A 25,782-nucleotide genomic window follows, 5' to 3' on the forward strand; every position below is an offset into this window, starting at 1 on the left:
GTGCCCCGCTTCAGCATCATCGTCCCCGTCTTCAAGGTGCAGGGCTTTCTGCGCGAGTGCCTCGACTCGGTCCTGCAGCAGTCGTACACGGACATCGAGGTCATCGCCGTCGACGACTGCTCCCCGGACGGCTGCGGCGCGATCCTCGACGGCTACGCGGCCCGCGAACCGCGCGTACGGGTGCTGCACCTGCCGGAGAACGTGGGGCTCGGGCGCGCCCGCAACGCCGGAATGCCGCTCGCCACCGGGGACTACCTCTTCTTCCTGGACAGCGACGACACCCTCACGCCGGGGGCGCTGCGCGCCGTCGCCGACCGGCTGGACGAGACGGCGGACCCGGATGTGCTGGTCTTCGACTACGCGCGCACCTACTGGTGGGGCGGCACGCGCAGGAACGTCCTGGCGCGGGTGCTCACGGAGGCCGGTGCCGACACCTTCTCGGCGGCCGACCACCCGGAGATCCTCGACCTGCTGATGGTGGTGTGGAACAAGGTCTACCGGCGGGCGTTCGTCGAACGGGAGGGCTTCGCCTTCCCGCCCGGGTACTACGAGGACACGCCCTGGACGTTCCCGGTGATGCTCAGCGCGGAGCGGATCGCGACGCTGGACCGGATCTGCCTGGCCTACCGCCAGCGCCGCCAGGGCAACATCCTGTCCACCACCAGCCGCAAGCACTTCGACATCCACGACCAGTACGAGCGGGTCTTCGCGTTCGTCGACTCCCGCCCGGAGCTGTCGGGCTGGCGCCCGTATCTGCACCACAAGATGGGCGAGCACTGCCTCGACATCCTCTCCAAGAACGACCGGCTTCCGGAGGAGGACAAGGCCGAGTTCTTCCGGCTGACGGCCGCGCTCTTCCGGAAGCACCGAAGCGGTCCGGTGCCCTCCGAACTGCGCGTCCTGGAGGGCGGGTTCACGCGCTACCGGATGCGGCGGCAGGCGGGCCGCGCGGGCCGGGAACTCGTCCGGCGCGGTCGGCAGGCACGCCGGACGGCCGCCACGCGCGTCAGGCGCGGCTGGTCCGCGGTGCACGAACACCGTTCGCTGGACCCGAACTTGGCGGTGTACTCGGCGTTCTCGCACAAGGGGGTCCTCGGCGATCCCGCGGCGGTGTACGCCGCGGCGCGGGAACTCGCCCCGCACATCCGTGGCGTGTGGGTGGTGCGCGACGAGGAGCAGGCGGCGCTGCTGCCGCCGGAGACCGAGCACGTCCTGCTCGACTCGCTGCGCTACCGCCAGGTCACCGCGCGGGCCACGTACTTCGTGAACAACGTCAACTGGCCCGGCTCCCTGGCCAAGCGCCCCGGCAGCGTCCACATCCACACCCATCAGGGCACCCCGCTGAAGTTCATGGCCGCGGACCTGCTGCACAAGCCGGGCGCCCGGCACGGCCTCGACGTGCCGCAGATGCTGCGCCGCGCCGACCGCTGGGACTACAGCCTGGTCGCCAACCGCCATTCGGAGCTGGTCTGGGACCGCGCCTACCCCTGTCACTTCACCTCGCTGCGCAGCGGCAGTCCGCGCAACGACGTCCTCGTGCGGGCCCGGCCCGAGGACGGGGAGGCGGTCCGCGCCCGCCTCGGCGTCCCGGCCGGGAACCGGGTGGTGCTGTACACGCCGACGCGCCGCGACTATGTCCGCGGCGGCCATGCCGACCGTCTCGACCTGGCCCGGTTCGCGGACGATCTCGGCGGGGACCACACCCTCGTCGTGCGGCTGCATCCGTCGCTCGCCGACGGTCCGGCCCGCGGGATGGGCCTGTCCGAACTGCACCGGCGCGGTGTCGTGGTCGACGCGACCGACGAGCCGCGCGTCGAGGATCTGATGCTCGCCTCCGACGCCCTGGTCACCGACTATTCGGCCCTCATGTTCGACTACGCCAACCTGGACCGGCCGATCGTGCTCCTCGCCGACGACTGGGGAGCGTACGCGGCGAGCCGGGGCGCCTACTTCGACATCACGGCCGACGCGCCGGGCCATGTGGCGGGCTCGCAGCGGGAGTTGGCGTGGCTGTTCGCGTCGGGAGGCTGGCGGGACGGTGAGTCCGCGCGGCTGCGCGCCGGGTTCCGGGAGCGGTTCTGCGAGTTCGACGACGGCCGGGCCGCCGAGCGGGTGGTGCGGACGCTGATGCTCGGCGAGCGGGCCGAGGAGCCGGCCCCGGCCGCCCCGGTGCCCGCGCAGGCGGGACACGACGTCCTCGCGTCCTCGTGAGCGCCCCCGTGACCACGCGCACCCCCCGGGCCTGGGCGCGGGCCCTGCGCCGACCGCGTTCCGCCCGCGCCTGGGTGGTCCTGATCGCCGCCGTCTTCGCCGTCCTGCAGCTCGCCAACCTGACCGGCCGGGACACCCCCGACACCAAGAACTACCTCTCGTACGCGCTGAGTCTGCGCGGCGAGAGCAAGCACGAGGCCGCCGCGCTGACCATCGACTACGCCTGCGCGGGAAAGGCGTCCGTCGCACGGCGCAACCAGGCCGTCGACGTGGTGCGCTTCCACCGGGCCAGTCCGACGCGGCGGGTCATGGAGGAGTGCCGGCGCCAGCAGTGGCGGGGGGTGTCCGCGCGGCTCGCGGCCGGGCAGACGGCGGGACACACCGTGCCGTTCATGCCGCCCCGCTTCATGCGGATCTTCGAGGTGCGGCCGGGGTATCCGGTCCTGCTGGTGCCGTTCGTCACGGTGCTGGGGGTGACCTGGGGCCTGTGGGCGTCGAGCGTCGTCGTCACGGTGGCCGGAGGCGTCCTCGCCTTCCTCGTCCTGCGCACCCTGCGCGCCTCCACCGGCGCGGCCCTGGCCGGGCAGGCGCTCTTCTACGTCCTGCCGTGCGGGACGACGGCGATGCGTCCGATGACCGAGGGCCTGCTGCTGACGGGGACCCTGGCCGCGCTGTGGGGCTGCGCCCTGGTGCTGGAGGGCCGTGCGCGGGCCGGGACCTGGCTGGTCGGCGGCTCCCTGGCGGTCCTCTTCACGGTGAAGCACTCGCAGTCGCTCTTCCTCGGGCTGTGCCTGGCCGGTGCCTGCGCTCTGCTCCTGGTGCGCGGGCGCCGGTGGGACGGACCGTCGCGCACGCTCGGGGTGGTGGCGGGCTGCGGAGCGCTGGCCACCGTGCTGCTCGCGAAGGCGCTGCACTACCCGTCCGAGTCGGAGAGTCTTCAGGACCTGCTCACGGGGCATTTCGCCCGCCCGGACCGCGCCCGGCCGTGGTCGGAGTTCCTCCATCTGGAGGTGGCCTTCTGGGTGGAGTGGCTGCGCCGCCAGTTCTGGGAGCCGCTGTTCCTGACGGCCCTGGTGGCGGCCGGTTGGGGGGCGCTGCGCCGACATCGCGCGTTCGCCCCCTTCCTGCTGGCGGCGGCCTTCACCGGGGTGCTCAACCAGGCCGGGCACCCCGACATCAACATCTGGGGCGACCGGCTGATCGTGCTGCTGTGGCTGCTGCCGGTGGTGGGCCTTCCGCTGCTCCTCGACGAGGTCGTCCGGCCGGGCGCGCGGGCTGTTCCCGGCACGGTTCCGGGGCCGTCGCGGAGGAATGCCGGGGTCGCCCGATGAGGTGATCTTGGGCTAGGGCATAGATCGCGGCGGGCATATACCGCAAATGCCGGAATCCGACACCCCTGCCTCCCCCACCGCCCGATGAGCGCCGAAGTCCTCGCCCGGCGGGGTGCCGTCCGCGGCTCGACCGCGCTGCGCGGCCGGGGCACCTGGCGCCCGACGCCGTACCAGCTCTTCGGCGCCCTGTTCTGGCTGGTGATGACGCTCGCCTACTGGCGGACCCCACTGTGCTGCGACGCGGGACAGCACGCGGCGGTCGTCGAACGCCTGCGGGCGAACCTGCTCCACCCGTTGCACCCGATGGCGGATCTGCCGGGCGCCGGAAGCCCGTACTACTCGCCGTACGCGGTGGCGCAGGGCGCCTTCGCCCGGCTGACCGGTCTCGGCGGCTGGGCGGTGGTGCGGCTGTCCGGCCCCGTGAACCTGCTGGTGCTGCTGACCGGCATCGGCCGCTTCGCGCGGGTGCTGTCGCCCCGCCCCTGGGCGCCGGTCCTCTGCCTCTTCGCGATGGTGCTGCTGTGGGGCACCGAGCGGGCCTGGTGGAGCGGCTACCTCGGGCTGATGTCGATGACCGGCAACCTCGGCTACCCCTCGACGTTCGCCATCGGACTGGCCTTCTGGGCCTGGGCGTTCACGGCCGCGCGCGCGGCCGGCACCGGCGGCCCCGTCCGGTACGTGGGTCCGAGCGGCCTCCGGAGCTGGTGGGGGTACGCGGCCCTCGGCGCCCTGTACGGACTGATCCTGCTCGTGCATCCGATCACGTCGATCGCGGCGGTGCTCGGGGCGGTGGCGTTCGTGGCGGGCGGGCAGCGCGGATGGCGTCCGGCCGTGGCGGGCCGGTGGCTGCTCACGGGCGCGGTGGCGCTCCTCGTCGCGGGCTGCTGGCCGTACTTCGACGTCTTCGGGCTGACGGGGGACCGCAGTGTGGACGCCATGCACGAGCGGCTGTACGACGGGATGCCCGGACACTTCTGGCTGGCACTGACCGGGGTGCCCGCGCTGTGGCTGCGGGCCCGGCGCGCCCGGCGGAGCGAGGGGCACGGGTGGCGCGATCCCCTGGTGCTGATGTTCGCGCTGGAGTGCGCGGTGGTGGCGTACGGCTGGGCGAGCGGGCACTACACGTACGGCAGGATCCTCGGACTCACGCTGGTGCCGCTGCAGTTCGCGCTCGGGGTGGAGCTGGCGGCGCCGCGGCCGTGGGGACCGGGGCGCCGGCTGCTGGGCGGGACCGCGGCCGCCTGCGCCCTGACCGGCTTCCTGACGGTGCACGCCGGGGCGGTGGTGCCGCGCTCGCTCGATCCGGTCGGCTTCGACCAGCCGCCGCGCTGGCCGACGTACGACTGGGCGGCCCGGCACATCCGGCCCGGCGAGGCGGTCATCACCGACGGGTACTACTCCGTCCATCTGATCGCGGGGTACGGCCCGGACCTGGCCGCGCCCGCCTGGCCCGACCCCGCGCTCGACGAGGGCGAGCGGCTGCGCCGGCTCGCGGCGGTCCGCGCCTACCTCTCCCCGTCCTCGACCCGGGCCGGGCGCACCGCCGTCGCCCGCCGGTACCACGTCCGCTGGCTGCTGCTGACGCGCTGGCGGCAGGTGCCCGAGGAGGCGACGGTGGTGGCGTGGAGCCGGGAGACCGGGGAGGTGCTGGCCCGGGTCGGCACGGGGGCCGGCCCGGTCACGGGCACCGGCACGGCGGCCGGTGCGCGGCTCCGCCCTACTCGATGACGAGCTCGACGGGGATGTTGCCGCGGGTGGCGTTGGAGTAGGGGCAGACCTGGTGGGCCTGCTCGACCAGCTTGCGGCCGGTGGCCTCGTCCACGGTGTCGGGCAGCTCGACGCGGAGCGTGACGGCCAGGCCGAAGCCCTCGCCCTGCTTGCCGATGCCGACCTCGCCGGTCACGGCGGCCTGGGTGACGTCGACCTTCGCGGCGCGGCCGACCAGGCCGAGGGCGCTCGCGAAACAGGCGGCGTAGCCGGCGGCGAACAACTGCTCGGGGTTGGTCCCCTGACCGCTGCCGCCCATCTCCACCGGAATACCCAGCTGGAGGTCGAGCGTGCCGTCGGAGCTGACGGCGCGGCCCTCGCGGCCGTGGGTGGCGGTGGCGACAGCGGTGTAGATCGCGTCCATGGGGACCGTCCCTCTCAAGTCGGAAACCTGGCGGGGCCACCGTCCGGCGACCCACGATCAGAATTAGAGCACACAATTCAGTTGTGCACAACTTAATGGGCCGCAAGAGCTACCCTGGGGGCATGACCGCAACACCCTCCCCGAGCCCCCACGCCCCCGCGGACGGGGACTTCCTCCGGCTCGACGAGCAGATCTGCTTCTCCCTGAACGCCGCCTCGCGCGCCTTCGGCGGTGTCTACCGGGTGCTCCTCAAGGACCTCGGGCTCACCTACCCGCAGTACCTGGTGATGCTGGTGCTGTGGGAGCACGGCGAGCTGCCCGTGAAGAAGGTCGGCGAGCATCTGCGGCTCGACTCCGGGACGCTGTCGCCGCTGCTGAAGCGGCTGGAGGCGGCGGGGCTCGTCCTGCGGGAGCGCAGCGCGCGGGACGAGCGGTCCGTGCGGGTGCGGCTCACCGAGGAGGGGACCGCGCTCCGGGAGCGCGCGCTGGCCGTACCGCGCCGGATCGCGGCCGCTACCGGCGCGGACCTGGAGGAGATCCGAGAGCTCCGGGCCCGGCTCGACCGGCTGACGGCCGCTCTGGACGAGGCCGCACTGTCGGAATCACCGGGGTGTATGTAGGCCTGCGCACATAGAGGCGCAGCGTCACTCCCCTGCGTACGACCTCCTCCCGGGGCACGAACTGCTCGTCGACCACGGCGAGTTTGGCGCGCTCGGTCGCGTTGCCCGGGTACCAGGCCGGGGCCGTCGCGAAGGGTGCGGCGACCAGCCACACACGGTCGAGCCGGTCCAGCCTCCGGCGCAGTTCGCCGGGGTCCGCCTCCCGGCCGTACAGCGTGCCGGAGGCGGGCGCCGGGACACTCAGCGCGATGTCGCGGATCCCGCGGAAGGCCTTCGGGTACGCCAGCGCCGAGCGCCTCGCGATCGACGGCAGGAACAGCACCGGGTCCCCGGGGCGCAGTTCGCGGTGGGCGACGGCGGAGACGGCGGCCAGGTTGTCGGGGCGGCGGTCGGGAACGCGGTCCCGGCGCAACAGCGGGAGCTGGACGGCGAAGACGAGGGTCACGGCGAGGACGCCGCTGAGGGCGGCATGGGGCAGCAGCCGCGGCAGTCTCGCCGCGAGCCGTTCGGCCCCGGCGGCCGCGAGCAGCGGGGCCCCGGCGAGGGCGTACAGGACGTAGCGCTCGTCGTAGAGCGGCCACCAGCGCGACACCGCCAGCAGCACCGCCGGCGGCACGGTCACCAGGGGCAGGGCGACGGCCTGGAGCGAGAACGTGCCGGGCCGGGTGCGCGCCGGCCGGAGCGCGAGGACGACGAGGGCGAGGTACGGCACCGTCACGAGCCGTGCCGGGCCGGTGAACAGCCCGAGCAGACGCTTCACGCTCCCGAGGCCCGGCCGTGACAGCCAGGCGACCTGCGCGGACTGGCCCTGGGAGACCAGGACGAGGGGCAGCAGCACCAGACCCACGGCCGCGGCGACCGCGATCCAGACCCGCCACACCCGCGCCGGTACACGGGCGAGCACCAGCGTCCCGGCATGGGCGAGCAGCAGGAGCAGGGCCATTTCGTGCAGCAGGCAGGTGACGGCGACCGTCGCTCCGTACGCGCACCAGGGCCCCGGCCGGGTGGACCGGGCGGCCCGCACCAGCAGCAGGGTCGCCCCCGCCGCTCCGGCCGCGACGAGCGCGTAGGAGCGGCCCTCCTGGGCGAAGTGGCCGGTCATCGGCGTGACGGCGTACAGCAGCCCCGCCCACAGGCCGACGCGCGGGCGGCACAGGCGGACACCGAGGGCGGCCACGAACCCGGCGGCCGCGGCGGCACCGCAGACGGAGGGCAGGCGCAGCGCGACCTCGCCCGGGTGCGGAGCGAGGACCGCGTGCATGAGGAGGTAGTACAGGCCGTGCACGACGTCCACGGAGTGCAGCAGGTGCCAGATCTGGGGCACCGAGCGCCGGGCGACCTGGAAGGTCACCGCCTCGTCGCGCCACATGCCGCCGCGGTCGAGCCCCCAGAGCCCGATCACGAGCATGACGAGCACGGGCAGGAGAACGGCCACCGCCTCCGCGCGCCGAGCCGCCGACCGTGTCACCCATGCATGCATCATGAGCGTGATTTTTTGCTATTAAACAACCTTTGATCGGTATTGACGGCGTATCTGACGGTATGACCCATCCATGCGGCTTACGATCCAGGCTTGATGAGCGCCCTCAGGAACCACCGCCCGCTTGCCCTCGCCGCCGCCTGGCTCGCCACCCGCGCCCTGATGCTCTGGCTCCTGGCCCACGACCATCTGGCCCCGCTCGGCCGGGGCGGGGTGTCGCGCGAGGTGGGTCAGCTGTACTTCCGCTGGTACGGCGTGCTCTCCCAGGGCGCGTTCCCGGTGGGCGACCGGCTGTGGCAGTACCCGCCGGGCGCCGGCCCGGTCCTGCTGGCGCCCGCGCTGCTGCCGTCGCTGACGTACTTCACGGCGTTCGTCGCCCTCACGCTCGCCGCCGACGCGGTGATCGCCGTCGCTCTCACGCGCGCGGGGAGGCGGCCCGGCCGCAGCCTGCGCGGCGCCGCGCTCTGGGTGCTGGGCCTGCCCCTGCTGCTGCACATCCCGCTCGCCCGGTACGACGTGCAGGTCACCGCCTTCGCCGTCGTCTCCCTGCTGACGCTCTCGCGCTCCACGCGCGCGTGCGGAGCGTTCGCCGCGATGGGGGCCCTGGTCAAGGTCTGGCCCGCGCTGGCGCTGATCGGCACACCCCGGGGCCGCACCACCCGGGAGGCGGCGACGTCGGCGGCGGTCACCGCGGCCGCGCTGCTCGCCGTCCTGGCGGCCGTCTTCAGCGGCCCGTTCGACTTCCTGCGCCAGCAGAGCGGCCGGGGCGTGCAGATCGAGTCCCTCGGCGGCACCGTACTGGGCTTCGCGCGCCGCGCCGGATGGCCGGGGACGGTCCGCTACCAGTACGGCGCGATGGAGTTCGTCGGGCCGTACGTCGGCCTGGTCGCGGCCGGCTCGCTCGCCCTGACGGTCGCCGCCTTCGGGCTCGTGCTGCTGTGGCGGGTACGGGCCCGCCGCTGGACCACGGCCACCCCGTACGACGCGGCACTCACGGCCGTCCTGCTGTTCACCGTGACGAGCCGGGTGATCAGCCCCCAGTACATGGTGTGGCTGCTGGGCCTCGCCGGCGTCTGCCTGACCTCGCGGCACACCACCCAGCGCCCCGTCGCCGCGCTGATCGTGGCGGCGACGGCGGTCAGCACGGCCGTGTACCCGGGGCTGTACGGAGAGGTGGTGCACAGCACCTGGACGGGCTGCCTGCTGATGCTCGTACGCAACGGCCTGCTGGCCACGGCGGCGGGAGTGTCGCTCGTACGGCTGTGGCGGTCGGGCCTGCCCACGGCGGCCCCGCACCGCGCCGGACGGACCGGCGCGGAGCCCACACCGGATTCCGACCACTCTCCGAACAGGACAGTGAGCACCTCTTAACAGAGAATTACCCGCAATACCTACGATTTCGCCCCATGGATCCCATGAACCCTCACCACGCGAAGGCCAGCATCGTCGTCATCGGGTACGACGACGCCGCCCATGTCGCGGACGCCGTGCGCTCGGCGCTCGCGCAGGGCACGGCCGTGCGCGAGGTGATCGCCGTGGACGACCACTCGACGGACGGCAGCGCGGCCCTCCTCGACGCCCTCGCCGCCGAAGAGCCGCGCCTGACGGTGATCCACCGCCCGGCCAACAGCGGCGGCTGCGGCAGCCCGCGCAACGACGGCATCGACGCGACCACGGCCCCGTACGTGATGTTCCTGGACAGCGACGACGTCCTGCCGCCCGGCGCGGTGGACGCGCTGCTCGGCGCCGCCGAGGAACACGGCGTCCCGGTCACGGCCGGGCTGTGTGTGCGCCGCGAACTGCCCTCGGGCCGCGCGACCCCCTGGGAGCGCGCGCTCTACGCACGGCGCGCCCTGATCCCCCACCCCTCGCGTCGCCTCCGTCTCGCGCACGACACCCTCTGCGTCAACAAGCTGTACCGCGCCGACTTCCTGCGCGAACACGGCATCCGCTTCCCCGAAGGCCGCTACCCCTACGAGGACTTCGTGTTCACCGCGCGCGTGCTGGCCGCCGCGCCGCGCATCGCGCTGATACCCGACACGGTGTACGTCTGGAACGTCCGGCGCGCCGCCGACCACCTGTCCATATCGCTCGACCGCGCCGACATCGGCAACTGGCGGGCACGGACCGAGGCGAACCGGGCGGCCTACGAGATCCTCCTGAGCGCCGGGGAGAAGGAACTCGCGCGAGCCGTGCACACCAAGTTCCTCGACCACGAGCTGCGGATGTACACGCGCGAACTGGAACTGCGCGCTCCCGAGTACCGGCGCGCCTGGTGGGACCTCACGCGCGCGTACCTGGCGACCTTCGACGCCACCGACTTCACCGTCAACCAGGCCGCCCCCGGCCGTCTCGTGGCGCGCGTGCTCCTCGCCTCCCCCGCCCCGCGCGACCTGCCCCGCCTCCGGGAGCTGGCGGCCCGCCCCGCACGACTCCTCCCGCCGTACACCCGCGCCTCCGACGGCACCCCCGTCTGGTCCTCCGACCTCCCCCAGGTCACCCTGGACCACGTCCTGCACCGCCCGGCCCACCTGCTGCCGGCCGCCGTCGACGCGGAACTGCGGCCCCGCGTGCGGGGCACCCTGCTGCGGCTGCGCCTGCACGAGCTGTACGGGCGGGTGGCGGAGGCGGGTCCGACCTCGGTGGACGTCGAGTTCATCCACCGGGACGACGGACGGGTGGGCCTGCGCGGCACGGCGCCCCTGCTGGCCGACCGCCATGGCGACACCTGGTCGGCCGAGGCACCGGTGGAACTGTCGGTACTGGGCGCGGGCACCTGGGACCTGCGCCTGACCGTGCGCTTTCGCGACGGCGCGTGCCGGGAGGTGACGGCGCACGCGCGCGGCGGCCCCGGACTGCTGCGCCGCCGCGCGATACCCGACGTCCACCATGGCGTTCTCGGCGTTCCCGGCGTCCTCCTCGTGCAGCCGTACCGGACGCACGCGGGGGCGCTGGCCCTGCGCACGGCGTCCGGTTGGCGAGGAATGACCGAAGTGGTGTACCGAAGGCTCGGCCGCCTGCTTCACTGATACGCGGACGCGGAGAGGCGACGCGCGAACGCGGACACCGTAAGCGCGCACCCGTCTCCGACGGCTTGGAACAAGGAACACGGACCACGGAACACCACGTGATCACAGACGAGGGGAACGGCCGCACATGACCTGGCTGATCACCGGCGGCGCCGGCTACATCGGAGCGCACGTCGTCCGCGCGATGCGCCAGGCGGGCGAACAGGCCGTGGTCTACGACGACCTGTCCACGGGCATCGCCGAGCGGGTGCCGTCGGAGGTTCCGCTGGTGGTCGGCTCGACCCTGGACGGCGAGCTGCTGTCCCGGACGCTCGCGGAACACGCGGTCACCGGTGTCGTCCATCTGGCGGCGAAGAAGCAGGTCGGCGAGTCCGTGGACCTGCCCCTGCACTACTACCGGGAGAACGTCGAGGGCCTGCGCGTCCTGCTGGAGGCCGTGACCGCGGCGTCCGTGTCCGCCTTCGTCTTCTCGTCCTCGGCCGCGGTGTACGGGATGCCGGACGTGGACCTGGTGACGGAGGAGACCCCGTGCGCGCCGTTGAGCCCGTACGGCGAGACGAAACTGGCGGGTGAGTGGCTGGTGCGGGCGACCGGCCGCGCCACGGGCCTGTCGACGGCCTCCCTGCGCTACTTCAACGTGGCCGGAGCCGCCGCCCCCGAACTGGCCGACGTCGGCGTCTTCAACCTCGTCCCCATGGTCTTCGAGAAGCTGACGGACGATGCCGCGCCGCGCATCTTCGGCGACGACTACCCGACGCCCGACGGCACCTGCGTCCGCGACTACATCCACGTGGTCGACCTGGCCGAGGCGCACGTGGCCGCGGCCCGCGCCCTCCAGTCCTCCCCCGGCACCGACCTGACCCTCAACATCGGCCGCGGCGAGGGCGTTTCGGTCCGCGAGATGATCGACCGCATCAACGCCCTCACCGGCTACGACCGCCCCCCGGTCACCACCCCGCGCCGCCCCGGCGACCCGGCCCGCGTCATCGCCTCCGCCGACCGCATCGCCACCGAACTGGGCTGGAAGGCCCGTTACGACGTCGAGGACATGATCACCTCGGCCTGGTCGGGCTGGGTCCGCCACCACCCGGGAGCAAGCCGCTCGTAGCACCGGCCACGGCCCGAGACCGGCACGAAACCCGGCCCACCCTGAACACCGACCGACCGGCGGTCCGCACGGGAGCGCATGCCCTGAGCGAACGCCGCTCGGCGCGCGGAGCCGCCTCCCTACCATCGGCACCATGGGATCCGGGGCGACGTACGACGCACACGCCGACTGGTACAACGACTTCATGTCGGCGGGCACGGCCGGGGAGTACATGGCGCGGGTGCACGCCACGATCGGGGAGCTGCTGGAACCCGGCACGGGGACCTGCCTCGACGTCTGCTGCGGCACGGGCGCCCACGCGTCCGCGCTGGCCGAGCGGGGCTGGACACCCGTGGGCGTGGATCTGTCGGGTGGCCAACTGAGGCACGCCGTGGGGCGGTTGCCCGTGGTGCGGGCCGACGCGACCTCGCTGCCGTTCCGTGACGGCTCCCTGCCCGCCGCCGCGTGCGTGCTCGCCCACACCGACGTGCCGGACTACGCCGCCGTGCTGAGGGAGGTCGCCCGGGTGCTGCGGCCCGGCGGACGGTTCGTGCACCTCGGGGTGCACCCGTGCTACATCGGCGCGTTCGCCGACTGGAGCGAGCGGCCGAGGATCGTGGTCGACGCGCGGTACGCCGACCGTGCCCGCAGCTTCGAGGCGTGGAACCCGGCGGGCGTCCGGGCCCGCGTCGGAGCCTGGCACCTGCCGCTCGCGGACCTCCTCAACGCCACCACCGCGGCGGGCCTCCGGCTGGTACGCACCGCCGAGGCGGGCCCAGGCGGAGTCCCCGACCTGCTCGGCCTCGCAACCGTGAAGGACTGAGGAACCGGGGAACCGGCAGAACCGGAGGCCCGGGGAACCCGGGGAGCAGGAGGCCCGGGGAACCGGCGGAGCAGGAGGACCGGCGGAGCCGGAGAACCGGCCCGGCCGGGGAGCCGGCCGGACCGTGGAGCGCCGGGACCTCAGAACACCCAGGCCAGCAGGACCGGCAGCACCCAAGCTCGCGGAACCAGCAGCACCCAAGCCCGCAGGACCGACAGCACCCGGGCCCGCAGGACCCGCAGCGCCCAGGTCACAGTGCCTTCAGCGCTGCCGCCGTAGCGCGGGCCAGGCTCGCCAGGTAGCCCTTCGGCACCTTGGGGCCGCGGACCACCACCGCGCGCCAGTACAGCGGCCCGGACATCAGGTCGAGCGCGAGGTCGAGGTCGACACCCTCGCGCACCTCACCCCGGGCGGTCGCCGCCGCGACGATCCCGCTCGCGACGCCCTGCTGGCCCTCCCGCAGCGCCTTCTGCATGGCGTCCGCGATCTCGGGATTGCGGGCCGCCTCGGCCTGGAGGTCGGGGATGATCTGGCCGGCCACCGGATGCCGCAGGGCGCGCGAGGTGACCTCGTACAGCAGCCGCAGGTCGCCCTCCAGAGAGCCCGTGTCCGGGGCGGGCAGCCCCTGGACGGCGACCGCGGAGACCAGGTCGAGCACGAGATGGAGCTTGGAGCGCCAGCGCCGGTACACCGCGGTCTTGCCGACCCCCGCGCGGCGCGCGATGCCCTCGATGGACATCCGGGCGTAGCCGACGGAGGCGAGTTCCTCGAAGACGGCGGCGCGGATGGCCTCGGTCACATCCTCACGAAGGACGGCCGCACCGGCGGGAGCCCGGCGACGCGGGGCCTTCCCGGCGGCAGGCGCGGGCGTGGCGGCACTCGCGGCGTTGTCGGCGTTCGTCGTCATACGGACCAGCATAGGCCGTTACGACGAAACGGTTGCGTTCCGACGTCGAAAAGGCCTACGCTCGCGTTGCGACGATACGGTCCCGTCCCGACGTAAGAAAACGGCAAGAACGGCACAGGAAACGTCACGGACGGACCTCGCGCAACCCCACCCCCCGAGCGAAAGCAACGGATGTGAGCCAGGTCCTCCACACCCCGCCCCCGACAGCGACGCCGGTCACCCCCGCCGACGACGCCGCGGCCCTCGCCGCCCGGTACGGCCTCACCGTCAGCGGCGCCCGCCCGACCCTGCCCGCGTACGTCCGCCAGCTGTGGGCACGGCGCCACTTCATCACCGCGTTCGCCACCGCCAAGCTCACCTCGCAGTACAGCCAGGCCAAGCTCGGCCAGGTGTGGCAGGTGATGACCCCGCTGCTGAACGCGGCGGTCTACTACTTCATCTTCGGTGTCCTGCTCGGCACCAAGCAAGGTGTCCCGGACTACGTCCCGTTCCTGGTCACCGGCGTCTTCGTCTGGACCTTCACGCAGAGCTCGATCATGGCGGGCACCCGGGCGATCTCCGGCAGCCTCGGCCTGGTCCGCGCCCTGCACTTCCCGCGCGCCGCACTGCCCGTGTCGTACGCCCTCCAGCAGCTCCAGCAACTGCTGTTCTCGATGGCCGCGCTGGCCGTCATCCTGCTGTGCTTCGGCGTCCCGGTGAGCGTCTCGTGGCTGCTCGCGGTGCCCGTGCTGGTGCTCCAGTTCACGTTCAACGCGGGCGTCGCGATGATCGTGGCGCGGATGGGCGCCAGGACGCCGGACATCGCGCAGCTCATGCCGTTCATCCTGCGCACCTGGATGTACGTCTCGGGTGTCATGTGGAGCATCGACAAGGTGCTCAGCGGCAGCGACCTGCCGCGCTGGGCGATGGTCCTACTGGAGAGCAACCCCGCGGCCGTCTACATCGACCTGATGCGCTTCGCGCTGATCGACAGCTTCCACGCGCACCAGCTGCCGCACCACGTCTGGGCGCTCGCGGTCGGCTGGGCGCTGCTCGCCGGCGTCGGCGGTTTCATCTACTTCTGGAAGGCTGAGGAGACGTACGGCCGTGGCTGACATCATCACGCAGGACATCCGGCCGCGGAGCGCCGAGGTCACGGCCGAGGACACCGCCGTGACCGGCGCCGGGCGCATCCCCACCGTCATCGCGGACCGCGTCGACATCGTCTACCGCGTCAACGGCACCGGCGCCGGCCGGGGCAGCGCGACCGCCGCCCTCAACCGCATCCTGCGCCGCAAGCAGAGCGAGAAGGCGGCCGGCGTCCGCAAGGTGCACGCCGTCAAGTGCGTCTCCTTCACCGCGTACCGGGGCGAGGCCATCGGCCTGATCGGCACCAACGGCTCCGGCAAGTCCACGCTGCTCAAGGCGGTCGCGGGTCTGCTCCCCGTGGAGAACGGCAGGATCTACACCGACGGCCAGCCCTCGCTGCTCGGCGTCAACGCGGCCCTGATGAACGACCTCACGGGCGAGCGGAACGTCTACCTCGGCGGCCTCGCCATGGGGATGTCCCGCGAGCAGGTCAGGCAGCGCTACCAGGAGATCGTCGACTTCTCGGGCATCAACGAGAAGGGCGACTTCATCACGCTCCCCATGCGGACCTACTCCTCCGGTATGGCCGCGCGGCTGCGCTTCTCCATCGCGGCGGCCAAGGACCACGACGTCCTGATGATCGACGAGGCCCTCGCGACCGGCGACCGCTCCTTCCAGAAGCGGTCCGAGGCCCGCATCCGCGAGCTGCGCAAGACCGCGGGCACGGTCTTCCTGGTCAGCCACAACAACAAGTCGATCCGCGACACCTGCGACCGGGTCCTGTGGCTGGAGCGCGGCGAACTGCGCATGGACGGACCGACCGATGAGGTCCTCAAGGAGTACGAGAAGTTCACGGGCAAGTAGTGCTCGAACGACGCCGGAGGCGGAGCCGTGGGTGGGCTCCGCCTCCGGTCGTTCCGTGCACCGACGCTCGCTCAGCGCTCGCTCAGCGCTCGCTCAGCGCTCCAGGAACGCGAACAGCTCCTCCCACCTGCGGACGATCTCCTCCGTCGTGAACCGCTGGACGTTCACACGCGCCGCCTCGCCCATGGCGTCCCGCAGGGCCTTGTCGGACATCAGCGTGTCCAGCCTGCGGGCCAGTTCACCGGTGTTGCCGAGGGTGGCCAGCAGGCCGTCCTCGCCGTCCCGGACGATCTCGTGGACGCCGGGCGCGCAGTCGAAGGCGGCGCACGGCAGACCGGCGGCCATGGCTTCCATGAGGGCGAGCGGGAAGCCCTCGCCCCGTGAGGAGAGCACGAAGACCGAGCCGCCCCGCAGAGCCGCCGGCACATCGCCCGTCCGCCCCATCCAGTCCACGGAACCGTCGAGTCCGAGCGCTGTGCACTGCTTCTTCAGGATCTCCTCGTCCTCGCCGGAGCCGTAGATCCGCAGCCGCCAGTCGGGGTGGCGCGGCGCGGTCTCGGCCCAGGCGTCGAGGAGCATGTGGATGCCCTTCTGGTCGTGCAGCCGGCCGATGCTGACGACGACGTTCCCGGTGCGCGGCGAGGGCACCTCGGGCATGAACGGAAGGGGGTTCGGCATGAAGGACGCGTTGTTCATGCCCTGCCTGATCCACAGGTCGGCGTCCTCGCGGGTGAGCGCCAGCATCCGGTCGACGTCCTTGTAGTGCTTCAGGACCCGCCGGAAGCGCGAGGTCGTCCGGCTGTACGCGTAGGACTCGTGGCTCATCCCGATGACGGTCAGCCCGTTGGTGTCGGCGAGCTCCACCCATTCCATGGCCCACACCTGGGTGACGATCACGACGGCGCCGGGCCGCGCGGCCCGGAACAGCGCGGTCAGCTCGGCGGCCCGCTCGCGCATGCCCGCCGCCCGTTCGGCGCGCAGCCTCCGCTCGGTGACGTCGAGCCGCCCCCTGAGTCCGCGCGCCGGTCCGACGCGCGGCGGATGGGCGTCGTACAACGTCGTGGTGGGGTACGGGACTTCGCCCAGTTCCTGGGGGACGGCGGGCTCGGTGACGCCGACGACGTGCACCCGGTGACCCCGCTCGGTGAACAGGCGGGCCATCTGGTGCGACCAGCTGGTCACCCCGCCCAGTTCGTCGACGCTGTTGGAGACGAAGAAGATGTCCCGCTGCGGACGGCCGGTCATCAACGCCTCCAGTGCGCGAAGAACTCGTCGACGATGCTCCGGGCCGCCGTGCCCTGGTCGTACTCGCCGAAGTCGGCGGTGAACTGCTCCCTTCTGGGTGCGTACTTGACGGCCTGCTCCTCCAGCGAACCGAGCACCGCGTGCAGTTCGTCCTCGGTGCGCACGACGGGTCCGGGGGCCCGTTCCAGCAGGTCGAAATAGGTGCCCCGCCCCTCGTGCACGTACGCGTCGTAGTCGTACACGAAGAAGAACATGGGGCGATCGAGGAGTGCGTAGTCGAACATCACGGACGAGTAGTCGGTGATCAGCCCGTCGGCGAGAGCGAGCAGGGGGGTCATGTCGTGGTGCGCGGTGACGTCGATGACCCGGCCGCGCACGGAGGGCGGGAGCACGACGTGGTTGAGGTAGTGGGAGCGGACGAGGAGGACATAGCGGTCACCGAAGGCGTCGGCGAAGCGCTCCACGTCGAAGGGCAGCTCGAACCGCCGCTGTCCGCTGCCGCGCTGCCGGAAGGTCGGGGCGTACAGGAGGATCTGCTTGTCCTCGGGGATGCCCAACTCGGCTGCCAGCGGCCCTCGTTCACGTCGCCCCTCGGCATCCTCCCGCTGCCTCGCCTGCGCGAGGGCGTCGTTGCGCGGATAGCCGACCCGCAGCAGGGTCCGCTCCTGGAGCCGGAACGCCCGGGCGAGGGTGCGCACATCGTGCTCGGAGCGGATCAGGAACCGGTCGAAGCGGTCCAGGGTGCGCTGCTGCTCGGCCTGCCCCTCATGGGACTTGAGCTTCCATTGGGGCTCGTCGAAGCCCATCCGCTTGAGCGCGGAGCCGTGCCATGTCTGGATGTACGTCGTCCTCGGCCGCTTGGTCAGCTTCAGCGGGTAGCTCTGGTTGTCGACCCAGAACTCGGCCTGCGCGAGCGCCCTGAGGTAGGGCAGCGACCAGCGGCGCACGAGAGTGGCGTCCTCCGGGAACCCGGCCGGACCGCCCGTGTACGACCAGACCGCCTGGAACTCCAGGCCCTGGCGGCGCATCTCCTCGTAGATCGCCCTGGGGCTGTCGCTGTACTGGCGGCCCAGGTGGCTCTCGAAGACGACGAGCCCCTTCCTGACGGGCAGCCGGCTGAACACCTCGTGGTAGAGGCGGATCTTGGTCTTCCCCGAGGTGAGTTCCTTGCGCAGGGAACGGGCCTTGCGGTAGCTCGACTTGGCGAGCGTTCCGGCCCGGCCGTGCACGCCTCGCTGCACGAGGGCGTTCGCCTTCTTGTCGGGGACCAGCCGGAAGGACAGGTGCCCGCGCGAGGAGACGACCGGCTCGATACGGTCGGCGACCAGCCGGGTGAGCCGGGGCCGGACGGGCAACTGCCCGTTGGCCAGGCCGGGTTCGGCCGCGCTGAGCCGGGTGGTGGTGCGCACGCCGTCGACGTCGAGGTGGAGCCGTACGTCCCACACCGCGTCCACGATGCCCAGTGGCCGCACGGACGCGAGGTCCGCCGAGCCCTCCCAGGCGATGGACTCGCCCGCGTGCCACACGTTCGCCACGGGGAAGCGGAAGGTCTGGAAGCGCACCCCGCGGCGGCGGGCGTAGAACTCCAGCTGTCCGGCGAGCCGGGCGCCGGGCGGGATCACTCCGAGCGGGTTGGTGACGCGCCCGGTGAGCCGGACGATGCCCGCGGCGCTCTCGTACGAGGTCAGCACATTGCGCAGGAACATCTTCTCGACCGGCTTGGCGTGGTGGCCGAGGTCGGTGACGTCCAGGATGTGCCGGCCGAAGGGGTCGTCGAGATGCTCGGCGCACCAGTACACGCGGCCGTCGCGCTCGACGAGCGGCGAGGAGATCTTGTCGCGGTTGGTGAGCGTGTCCACGGCGGGCAGCAGATTGCCCCAGTCGCTCTCCTGGAGGAGATAGGCGCAGATGGCGTGGATGGGCTCGGCCTCGTCGAAGGCGGCGCGGTCGATCGACTCCAGGTACTGCCGGGCGATCGCCGCGAACTCCTCACGGAAGGCCTCGTCCCGGAAGGGCAGCTCACGCAGATGCAGCACGAGGTCGTGCTTGAGGAACTTGACGTCCTTGGCGAACTTCAGCTCCAGGAGGCCCTTGTCCGCGAGGAGTCGGTCGACCCGCCGGTGGATCTCCATGCGGTGCGTGAAGTTGGCGATCTCGTCACGCCGGTTGCTGATGGACTTCGCCGCCGCCTTGTCCGCGACCCTCCAGTCGTACACCCGGTTGGGGATGAGGGTGATGCGGCGGGCGGTGGCGTACGCCTGGGCGGAGAAGAGCAGGTCCTCGTAGTGGATGCCGACCGCGAAGCGCAGCCCCTCGTCGAGCAGGAACCGCCGGCGATAGCACTTGTTGGTCGACAGGGTGTCGAAGACCATCAGGTCGGGCAGCTCGGAGATCGACTCCAGGGTGCGGGTGCGCTCGTACAGCCAGGGGTACCACTTGACCTCCTTGCCCGTGCGCGAGTCGACGTGCACGCGCACGCACAGCCCGGAGACCAGGTCGGCACCGGTGGCCTCGGCTGCCTCCAGCATGTTGCGGCAGGCGTCGCGCTCCAGGACGTCGTCGCTGTCGAGGAAGAGGACGTAGTCACCCCGGGCCTCGGTGATGCCGCGGTTGCGGGGGGCGCCGCAGCCACCGCTGTTCTCGGGCAGCCGGTAGGCGCGGACGCGGTCGGGGTGGGCGGCGGCCAGCCCTCGCGCCACCTCGTACGAGCCGTCGGTGCTCCGGTCGTCCACGACGACGACCTCGACGCCGTGCAGCGTCTGCCGCAGGACGGAGCGCACGGCCGTGGGCAGCCTGGCGGCGTCGTTGTACACGATGACGACCACGGAGACGGCCGGCCGTCGCGCGCCGGACGCGGTCCCGTACTCGGCGGACCGGGCCCCGGGCTCGGCGGATTCGGTCCCGCGTTCGTCGAACTCGGTCCCGTGCTCGGTCACGCGGTGCTGATCCACATTCATCCTATTAATCGTAGAGACCGTGACCCTTTTTGGAGGCTTATCGTGCGTTCTTCGCGTGTTGGAACACCCATGTCCGGTACGCCACGAAGCGGAACCCCGAGGCCAGCACGATCGACAGCGCCTTGGCGAGGTTCGAGCCGAGCGGGCCGCTCATCCCCAGGCCGTGATAGCCGAGATAGAACAGCGCGCTCTCCATGGCGACACCCAGCCCGCTGAAGGCGAAGAAGAGGGCGATCTGACGCCGGGTGCGCGAGGCCCGGTCCCGGTAGGCGAAGAAGCGGAAGCCGAGGTAGTTCGTCCCCATGGCGACACAGCTGGCGATCACCGTGGCGGTCATCGGGGCCCACATCAGGCCGTGCAACGCCAGGTTGAAGAAGAGGACGTTGACGGCGACCCCGCTGCCACCGACGACCGAGAAGCGGGCCACCTCCAGGGCGAGCCGGCGGACCCTCGGGGCCTTCGGGGCGTACCGGGGGCGGATGACGGGCAGGGCCGCCACGGGGGCCGGCCTCTCGGAGAGGTGCACTGTCACGGGTCCGGGTCCTCCACACGTCTGTCCGTCGGTCGAACTCACCTTAAGCTAAATGTCCTATTTACCAGGTATAGGTAAATCGCGAGCCGGGGTTTCACCAGAAAACCGTCAGAGAAGCGCCGGAGACGGCGGGAACGGCGAAGTGCCCGGACCGCACGGCCCGGGCACTTCGAAGAGAGAGGCGAGGCACCCCGTGCTCGACGGGGCGCCGTTCGCGCAGCGGATGCGGCGCACGCGCGACGGGGGCGCCCCGAGCCGTGATGGCCCGGTGCGCCCCCGTTCGCCTACCGGCTAGGAGTGCGTGCGCAGCAGCGTCCGCATCGTCCGCATCGCCACCGACAGGTTGGCGAGGTCGAACGAGTCCGAGCCCTGGATCTCCTCCAGGGTGGTGCGGGCCCGTCCGAGGATCGCCGTGTTCTTCTCCTGCCAGGCCTCGAAGCGCTGCTCGGGCGTGGAGGAGCCGTTGCCCACCGCGAGGACATCGGCGGTGAGCGCCGCGTGGGCCGCGTACAGGTCCTCGCGGATCGACGCGCGGGCCATGGACTGCCAGCGGTCGGCCCGCGGCAGCTCGATGATGCGGTCCATGAGCTGGGTGATGCTCAGACGGTCGGCGAGGTCGTAGTAGACCTCGGCGACGGCCATCGGGTCCTTGCCCATGCGATCGGCCACCGAGACGATGTCCAGCGCCGGGAAGGCGGAGGAGAACCCGGCCACACGGGTGGCCAGTTCGTCCGGCACGCCGGCGCTCGACAGCTCGTCGTAGATCTGCTGGTACCACTCCAGGTCCGCGCCGCGGAGCAGCTTGGGCAGCTCCGACCACACCTGCTCGACACCGTCGCTGAAGAAGGTGATCGTCTCGGCGAGCTGAAGCGGCTGCGGCCGGTTGTTGAGCAGCCAGCGCGTGCCGCGCTCGACGAGGCGGCGCGAGTGCAGCCGGATCCGGGTCTGGACGTCGGCGGCGACGACATTGTCGAGCGCCTCCACCGCGTCCCACACCGCACTGGAGTTGAAGATCGCGCGGGCCGCGGTCTGCGCCCGGACGACCTCCTCCAGCGAGGCACCCGTCTCCTCGCGGAGGCGGTGCAGGAAGCTCGTACCGCCCGTGTTGACCGTGTCGTTGACCAGGACGGTCGTCACGATCTCGCGGCTCAGCGCGTGCCCGTCGATCTGCTCACGGAACTTGTCGCGCAGCGCCGTCGGGAAGTACGCGTGCAGCAGGCTCTGCAGATACGGGTCGTCGGGCAGCGAGGTCGCGAGCAGCTCGACGGAGACCGTGATCTTCGTGTAGGCGAGGAGGACGGCCGTCTCCGGACCGGTCAGCCCCTGGCCGGCGTTGAGCCGCTCCCGGATCTGCCGCTCGCTGGGCAGGAACTCCAGGGCCCGGTCGAGGTACCCCTCCCGGACCAGGTGGCGGAGGAACCGCTGCTGGGCGTGGAGCATGCTCGGGGACTGGGCCAGCGCGTTCGCGATCGCCGTGTTCTGCGCGTAGTTGTTGCGCAGCACCAGGGCGCCGACCTCGTCGGTCATCTCGGCGAGCAGCTTGTTGCGCTGCTTGACGGTCAGATCACCGTTGGCCACCACCGCGTTGAGCAGGATCTTGATGTTCACCTCGTGGTCGGAGGTGTCCACGCCCGCGCTGTTGTCGATGGCATCGGTGTTGATCTTGCCGCCGTGCTGGGCGAACTCGATCCGGCCGAGCTGGGTCAGACCCAGGTTGCCGCCCTCGCCGACGACCTTGACGCGCAGGTCGGCGCCGTCGACGCGGATCGCGTCGTTGGCCTTGTCCCCGACGTCCGCGTGCGACTCGGCGGCCGACTTCACATAGGTGCCGATGCCGCCGTTCCACAGCAGGTCGACGGGGGCCTGGAGGATCGCCTTCATCAGGTCGGCCGGCGTCATCTTCGCGGCGCCGGACTCGATGCCGAGGGCCTCGCGGACGTGTGCGTTGACCGGGATGGCCTTGGCGGTACGCGGGAAGACGCCGCCACCGGCCGAGATCAGCTCGGTGTTGTAGTCGGCCCACGAGGAGCGCGGCAGCTCGAAGAGGCGGCGGCGCTCGGCGTAGGAGGTCTCCGAGTCCGGGGTCGGGTCGATGAAGATGTGCCGGTGGTCGAACGCGGCGACCAGGCGGATGTGCTCGGAGAGCAGCATGCCGTTGCCGAACACGTCGCCGGACATGTCGCCGACGCCGACCACGGTGAAGTCCTGCGTCTGGGTGTTGACGCCCAGCTCCCGGAAGTGCCGCTTCACGGACTCCCAGGCACCGCGGGCGGTGATGCCCATCTTCTTGTGGTCGTACCCGGCGGAACCGCCGGAGGCGAAGGCGTCGCCGAGCCAGAAGTTGTAGCTCTCCGCGACCTCGTTGGCGATGTCCGAGAACGTCGCCGTGCCCTTGTCGGCGGCGACCACGAGGTAGGTGTCGTCCTCGTCGTGCCGGACGACGTCGACGGGCGGGACGACCTCGCCGGCCACCATGTTGTCGGTGATGTCGAGCAGCGCGGAGATGAAGGTCCGGTAGCTGCGGATGCCCTCGGCCAGCCAGGCGTCGCGGTCCACGGACGGGTCGGGCAGCTGCTTGGCGACGAATCCGCCCTTCGCGCCGACGGGCACGATGACGGTGTTCTTCACCATCTGCGCCTTGACCAGGCCGAGGATCTCCGTGCGGAAGTCCTCCCGCCGGTCGGACCAGCGCAGACCGCCGCGCGCGACCTTGCCGAAGCGCAGGTGCACACCCTCGACACGCGGCGAGTACACCCAGATCTCGTACGCCGGGCGGGGCGCCGGAAGGTCCGGGATGGCCGTCGGGTCGAACTTCATGGAGACGTACTCGTGCGGGGTGCCGCCGGCCGCCTCCTGGAAGAAGTTCGTGCGCAGGGTCGCCTTGATCAGGTTGAGGAAGGACCGCAGGATCCGGTCCTCGTCCAGCGAGGCGACCTGGTCGAGCGCGGCGTCCAGCTCCTCCAGCAGGGCGTCGGTCAGCTCGACACCGGCGCGCTGGCGCTCCGGCGACATCCGCGCCTCGAAGAGCGAGACGAGCAGCCGGGTGGTGTGGACGTTGTTGCGGAGGGTGTCCTCCATGTAGTCCTGGCTGAAGGTGGAACCGGCCTGGCGCAGGTACTTCGCGTAGGCGCGCAGCACCATCGACTGCCGCCAGGTCAGCCCGGCGCTCAGCACGAGGGCGTTGAAGCCGTCGTTCTCGGCCTGCCCGGTCCAGGTGGCGGCGAAGGCCTCCTGGAACCGCTCGCGGCCGTCGTCGCCGAGGTAGTCGCCGTTGCCGTTCAGGGACTTCGGCAGGCGCAGCCCGAAGTCGTAGATCCACGCCGTCGTACGGTCCGAGCAGCGCAGTTCGTACGGCCGCTCGTCAGTGACCTCGACGCCCATGCGGTTCAGGGCGGGCAGGACCGCCGAGAGCGAGACCTGTTCGCCGGTGCGGTAGATCTTGAAGCGGCGCTCACCGGGTGCCGCGCCGACCGGCTCGTACAGGCTGAGCGCGAAGTCCTTGCTGAGCTCCTGGTCGAGCGCCTGGAGGTGGACCAGGTCGGCGACGGCGGAGCGCGGGGAGTGGTCGGCCTTGTAGCCCTCGGGGAAGGCGTTGCCGTACCGGCGCAGCAGTTCGGCGGCGCGCTCCTCGCCGCACTCGGCGGTCAGCGCCTCCCCGAAACCGTCGGCCCAGGAGCGCGCGGCCTCGACGAGACGTGCCTCGATGCGTTCCTTGTCGGAGTCGGACAGCTGCGGCAGCTCGGTGCCCGGTTCGACCCGGACCACGAAGTGCAGCCGGGACAGGATCGACTCGGTGTTCCAGGCCGTGAAGTCGACGCTGGTGCCGTTGAGCTCTTCCTTGAGGATGTCGATGATCCGCAGGCGCACACCGGTGGTGTAGCGGTCGCGCGGGAGGTAGACGAGGGCCGAGTAGTAGCGCCCGTACTCGTCCTGGCGCAGGTAGAGCCGCAGCCGGCGCCGCTCCTGGAGGTACAGGACGGACGTGACGATCGCCCGGAGCTCGTCGGCGGGGGTCTGGAACAGCTCGTCGCGCGGGTAGGTCTCCAGGATCTGGAGCAGGTCGCGCCCGTCGTGGCTGTTGGGCGAGAACCCGGCGCCGCGCAGGACCTCGTCGACCTTGCGGCGGACGACGGGCACCCGGCGCACGGACTCGGTGTACGCAGCCGAGGAGAACAGGCCCAGGAAGCGGCGCTCCCCGATGACGTCACCGTTCTCGTCGAACTTCTTGACTCCGACGTAGTCCAGGTACGACGGCCGGTGCACGGTGGCCCGGCTGTTCGCCTTGGTCAGGATCAGCAGCTTGTGCTCGCGGGCCTTGGCGCGGGCGTCGGCGGGCAGCCGCTCGAAGGACGGGCTGACCGGGTGGCTGTCCTCGCCGTGCTGCGGGTCGGAGCGCAGGATGCCGAGCCCGGTGCCGGGGACGGCGGCCAGCGAGTCGTCGTCGCGCAGCTGGTACTCGCGGTACCCGAGGAAGGTGAAGTGGTCTCCCGAGAGCCAGCGCAGCAGCTCACGGGCCTCCTCGACCTCCTGGTCGCGCAGATCGTCGGCGGTCGGCTCCTTGGGGAGCTCCTCGGCGATCCGCAGCGCCGCGTCGCGCATCTTCTCCCAGTCCTCGACGGCCTCACGGACGTCGGACAGGACGCGCAGCAGGTCGGCGGTGATCTGCTTCAGGTCGGCGCGGTCGGTCTCGCGGTCGATCTCGACGTGGATCCACGACTCGACGTGCGCGTCGTGCGGCAGGTCCTCGGCGGAGGGCCGCGTGGGCAGCACCTCGATGAGCTTGCCGGTGAGGTCGCGTCGTACGACGACCTGCGGGTGGATGACGACGTGGATGCCGCGGCCCTGCCGGGACAGTTCGTTGGTCACCGAGTCGACGAGGAAGGGCATGTCGTCCATGACCACCTCGACGACGGAGTGGCTGCAGGTCCAGCCGTTCTCCTCGACGGTGGGGGTGTGCACGCGCACGTTGGCCGTGCCCTGAGGGCGGTTCTCGGCCAGTCGGTAGTGGGAGAAGGCCGCTCCGAAGACATCGACCGGGTCTCGGTCGGTGAGGTCCTCCGGGGCCGTGTGCAGGTAGTAGCGCTGGAGGAACGCGAGCACGTTGTCCCGGTCGGGGGTGCCCTCGTCCGTCGTCCCAGTCGGTAGGTGCCCCCCGACCGGGCTGTTCTCAGCTACCCGGGCGGCCCGTTCGAGCAGCTCGGCCTTGGCTTCGTCCAGCTTGGTCTGCATTGTCCTCTGGCTCCTGTCGCGCGCCGTTGCGTGACGTTGAAGGAAGTACGGTCTCGTCTCTTCCGACGCAACGCCGTGACGCGGGGTGTCCGGTCTGCTTCGACGCTATGCCGCAAGGTGAGATGAGCGGCGGGGTATCGGTCATTCTCGACGCATTCGGAGACTGTGACGCTGCTCTCGGCGACGTCCGTTCCCGGGGTGCCATCGACGCACGGGGTGCATTGCCGTCGGTGCTCGCCGCGTTTGCGTGTCCGCACACGGCGTTCGC

17 protein-coding genes are annotated in these 25,782 nt (G+C 71.6%); 10 read left to right on the forward strand and 7 right to left on the reverse strand.

Going from position 1 to position 25,782, the window contains the following annotated elements:
* The 3 genes from ACFWBT_RS07555 to ACFWBT_RS07565 all read left to right on the forward strand — a co-directional run bounded on the left by ACFWBT_RS07555 (position 1) and on the right by ACFWBT_RS07565 (position 5,270).
* Positions 1-2,211, forward strand: coding sequence for a CDP-glycerol glycerophosphotransferase family protein (locus ACFWBT_RS07555; RefSeq protein WP_385697093.1), 2,211 nt, complete (start codon positions 1-3; stop codon positions 2,209-2,211).
* Between the two features lie 74 nt (positions 2,212-2,285).
* Positions 2,286-3,542: a hypothetical protein gene (locus tag ACFWBT_RS07560; RefSeq protein ID WP_385697141.1), complete on the forward strand. Its 1,257-nt coding sequence runs from the start codon at positions 2,286-2,288 to the stop codon at positions 3,540-3,542.
* 84 nt (positions 3,543-3,626) lie between these two features.
* Complete coding sequence (locus ACFWBT_RS07565) at positions 3,627-5,270, forward strand: hypothetical protein (RefSeq protein WP_385697095.1); 1,644 nt, start codon at positions 3,627-3,629, stop codon at positions 5,268-5,270.
* On the opposite strand, the gene ACFWBT_RS07570 is transcribed toward ACFWBT_RS07565, so the two are convergent.
* Positions 5,260-5,673, reverse strand: coding sequence for an organic hydroperoxide resistance protein (locus ACFWBT_RS07570; RefSeq protein WP_328451845.1), 414 nt, complete (start codon positions 5,671-5,673; stop codon positions 5,260-5,262). The two genes, ACFWBT_RS07565 and ACFWBT_RS07570, sit on opposite strands and share 11 nt — an antisense overlap.
* Before the next feature lie 122 nt (positions 5,674-5,795).
* Between ACFWBT_RS07570 and ACFWBT_RS07575 the strand changes: the two genes are divergently transcribed.
* Positions 5,796-6,293, forward strand: a complete 498-nt coding sequence (locus ACFWBT_RS07575) for a MarR family winged helix-turn-helix transcriptional regulator (protein WP_385697098.1) — start codon at positions 5,796-5,798, stop codon at positions 6,291-6,293.
* Here the strand turns inward: ACFWBT_RS07575 and ACFWBT_RS07580 are convergent.
* Entirely contained in the window at positions 6,187-7,776 is a 1,590-nt protein-coding gene (locus tag ACFWBT_RS07580) for a glycosyltransferase family 39 protein (protein WP_385697100.1), read from the reverse strand. The genes ACFWBT_RS07575 and ACFWBT_RS07580 overlap by 107 nt on opposite strands.
* A gap of 93 nt (positions 7,777-7,869) precedes the next feature.
* On the opposite strand from ACFWBT_RS07580, the gene ACFWBT_RS07585 reads away from it, so the two are divergent.
* The 4 genes from ACFWBT_RS07585 to ACFWBT_RS07600 all read left to right on the forward strand — a co-directional run bounded on the left by ACFWBT_RS07585 (position 7,870) and on the right by ACFWBT_RS07600 (position 12,712).
* Entirely contained in the window at positions 7,870-9,144 is a 1,275-nt protein-coding gene (locus tag ACFWBT_RS07585; RefSeq protein ID WP_385697102.1) for a glycosyltransferase 87 family protein, read from the forward strand.
* A gap of 35 nt (positions 9,145-9,179) precedes the next feature.
* Positions 9,180-10,802: a glycosyltransferase family 2 protein gene (locus ACFWBT_RS07590; protein ID WP_385697104.1), complete on the forward strand. Its 1,623-nt coding sequence runs from the start codon at positions 9,180-9,182 to the stop codon at positions 10,800-10,802.
* A 127-nt stretch (positions 10,803-10,929) separates the two neighbouring features.
* The gene (gene galE, locus ACFWBT_RS07595) at positions 10,930-11,910 is read left to right on the forward strand and encodes a UDP-glucose 4-epimerase GalE (protein ID WP_385697106.1); all 981 of its coding nucleotides are present in this window, start codon (positions 10,930-10,932) and stop codon (positions 11,908-11,910) included.
* A gap of 133 nt (positions 11,911-12,043) precedes the next feature.
* Complete coding sequence (locus ACFWBT_RS07600; RefSeq protein ID WP_385697108.1) at positions 12,044-12,712, forward strand: class I SAM-dependent methyltransferase; 669 nt, start codon at positions 12,044-12,046, stop codon at positions 12,710-12,712.
* 250 nt (positions 12,713-12,962) lie between these two features.
* On the opposite strand, the gene ACFWBT_RS07605 is transcribed toward ACFWBT_RS07600, so the two are convergent.
* Entirely contained in the window at positions 12,963-13,619 is a 657-nt protein-coding gene (locus ACFWBT_RS07605) for a TetR/AcrR family transcriptional regulator (RefSeq protein WP_266759394.1), read from the reverse strand.
* A 173-nt stretch (positions 13,620-13,792) separates the two neighbouring features.
* Here ACFWBT_RS07605 and ACFWBT_RS07610 point away from each other — a divergent pair, with 173 nt between their 5' ends.
* Together ACFWBT_RS07610 and ACFWBT_RS07615 are read left to right on the forward strand one after the other, a co-directional pair.
* Positions 13,793-14,713 (forward strand): ABC transporter permease, encoded by a 921-nt coding sequence (locus ACFWBT_RS07610; RefSeq protein ID WP_385697110.1) that lies wholly within the window; start codon positions 13,793-13,795, stop codon positions 14,711-14,713.
* 16 nt (positions 14,714-14,729) lie between these two features.
* A complete protein-coding gene (locus ACFWBT_RS07615; protein ID WP_385697142.1) occupies positions 14,730-15,551 on the forward strand; it encodes an ABC transporter ATP-binding protein in 822 nt (273 codons plus the stop codon).
* A 93-nt stretch (positions 15,552-15,644) separates the two neighbouring features.
* On the opposite strand, the gene ACFWBT_RS07620 is transcribed toward ACFWBT_RS07615, so the two are convergent.
* The 4 genes from ACFWBT_RS07620 to ACFWBT_RS07635 all read right to left on the reverse strand — a co-directional run bounded on the left by ACFWBT_RS07620 (position 15,645) and on the right by ACFWBT_RS07635 (position 25,514).
* Positions 15,645-16,796 carry a glycosyltransferase gene (locus ACFWBT_RS07620; RefSeq protein ID WP_385697112.1) on the reverse strand — a complete coding sequence of 384 codons (1,152 nt, stop codon included), beginning with the start codon at positions 16,794-16,796 and terminating at the stop codon, positions 15,645-15,647.
* Complete coding sequence (locus ACFWBT_RS07625; protein ID WP_385697114.1) at positions 16,796-19,753, reverse strand: CDP-glycerol glycerophosphotransferase family protein; 2,958 nt, start codon at positions 19,751-19,753, stop codon at positions 16,796-16,798. Before ACFWBT_RS07625 ends, ACFWBT_RS07620 begins: the two co-directional genes overlap by 1 nt.
* Positions 19,754-19,790: 37 nt before the next feature.
* Positions 19,791-20,285 (reverse strand): GtrA family protein, encoded by a 495-nt coding sequence (locus ACFWBT_RS07630; protein WP_385697115.1) that lies wholly within the window; start codon positions 20,283-20,285, stop codon positions 19,791-19,793.
* Positions 20,286-20,576: 291 nt separating this feature from the next.
* A complete protein-coding gene (locus ACFWBT_RS07635) occupies positions 20,577-25,514 on the reverse strand; it encodes an NAD-glutamate dehydrogenase (RefSeq protein ID WP_385697117.1) in 4,938 nt (1,645 codons plus the stop codon).
* Positions 25,515-25,782 lie beyond the last annotated feature (268 nt).

Source organism: Streptomyces sp. NPDC060027 (genome assembly GCF_042737005.1).
In the GTDB taxonomy this organism is placed as follows: Bacteria; Actinomycetota; Actinomycetes; order Streptomycetales; family Streptomycetaceae; genus Streptomyces.

What these genes read in the sequence shown, in the direction of transcription:
- ACFWBT_RS07565 (WP_385697095.1), top strand. Translation starts at nt 3,627, where the DNA reads ATGAGCGCCGAAGTCCTCGCCCGGCGGGGTGCCGTCCGCGGCTCGACC.
- ACFWBT_RS07570 (WP_328451845.1), bottom strand. Translation starts at nt 5,673, where the DNA reads ATGGACGCGATCTACACCGCTGTCGCCACCGCCACCCACGGCCGCGAG.
- ACFWBT_RS07575 (WP_385697098.1), top strand. Translation starts at nt 5,796, where the DNA reads ATGACCGCAACACCCTCCCCGAGCCCCCACGCCCCCGCGGACGGGGAC.
- ACFWBT_RS07580 (WP_385697100.1), bottom strand. Translation starts at nt 7,776, where the DNA reads ATGATGCATGCATGGGTGACACGGTCGGCGGCTCGGCGCGCGGAGGCG.
- ACFWBT_RS07585 (WP_385697102.1), top strand. Translation starts at nt 7,870, where the DNA reads ATGAGCGCCCTCAGGAACCACCGCCCGCTTGCCCTCGCCGCCGCCTGG.
- ACFWBT_RS07590 (WP_385697104.1), top strand. Translation starts at nt 9,180, where the DNA reads ATGGATCCCATGAACCCTCACCACGCGAAGGCCAGCATCGTCGTCATC.
- galE (WP_385697106.1), top strand. Translation starts at nt 10,930, where the DNA reads ATGACCTGGCTGATCACCGGCGGCGCCGGCTACATCGGAGCGCACGTC.
- ACFWBT_RS07600 (WP_385697108.1), top strand. Translation starts at nt 12,044, where the DNA reads ATGGGATCCGGGGCGACGTACGACGCACACGCCGACTGGTACAACGAC.
- ACFWBT_RS07605 (WP_266759394.1), bottom strand. Translation starts at nt 13,619, where the DNA reads ATGACGACGAACGCCGACAACGCCGCGAGTGCCGCCACGCCCGCGCCT.
- ACFWBT_RS07620 (WP_385697112.1), bottom strand. Translation starts at nt 16,796, where the DNA reads ATGACCGGCCGTCCGCAGCGGGACATCTTCTTCGTCTCCAACAGCGTC.
- ACFWBT_RS07625 (WP_385697114.1), bottom strand. Translation starts at nt 19,753, where the DNA reads ATGAATGTGGATCAGCACCGCGTGACCGAGCACGGGACCGAGTTCGAC.
- ACFWBT_RS07635 (WP_385697117.1), bottom strand. Translation starts at nt 25,514, where the DNA reads ATGCAGACCAAGCTGGACGAAGCCAAGGCCGAGCTGCTCGAACGGGCC.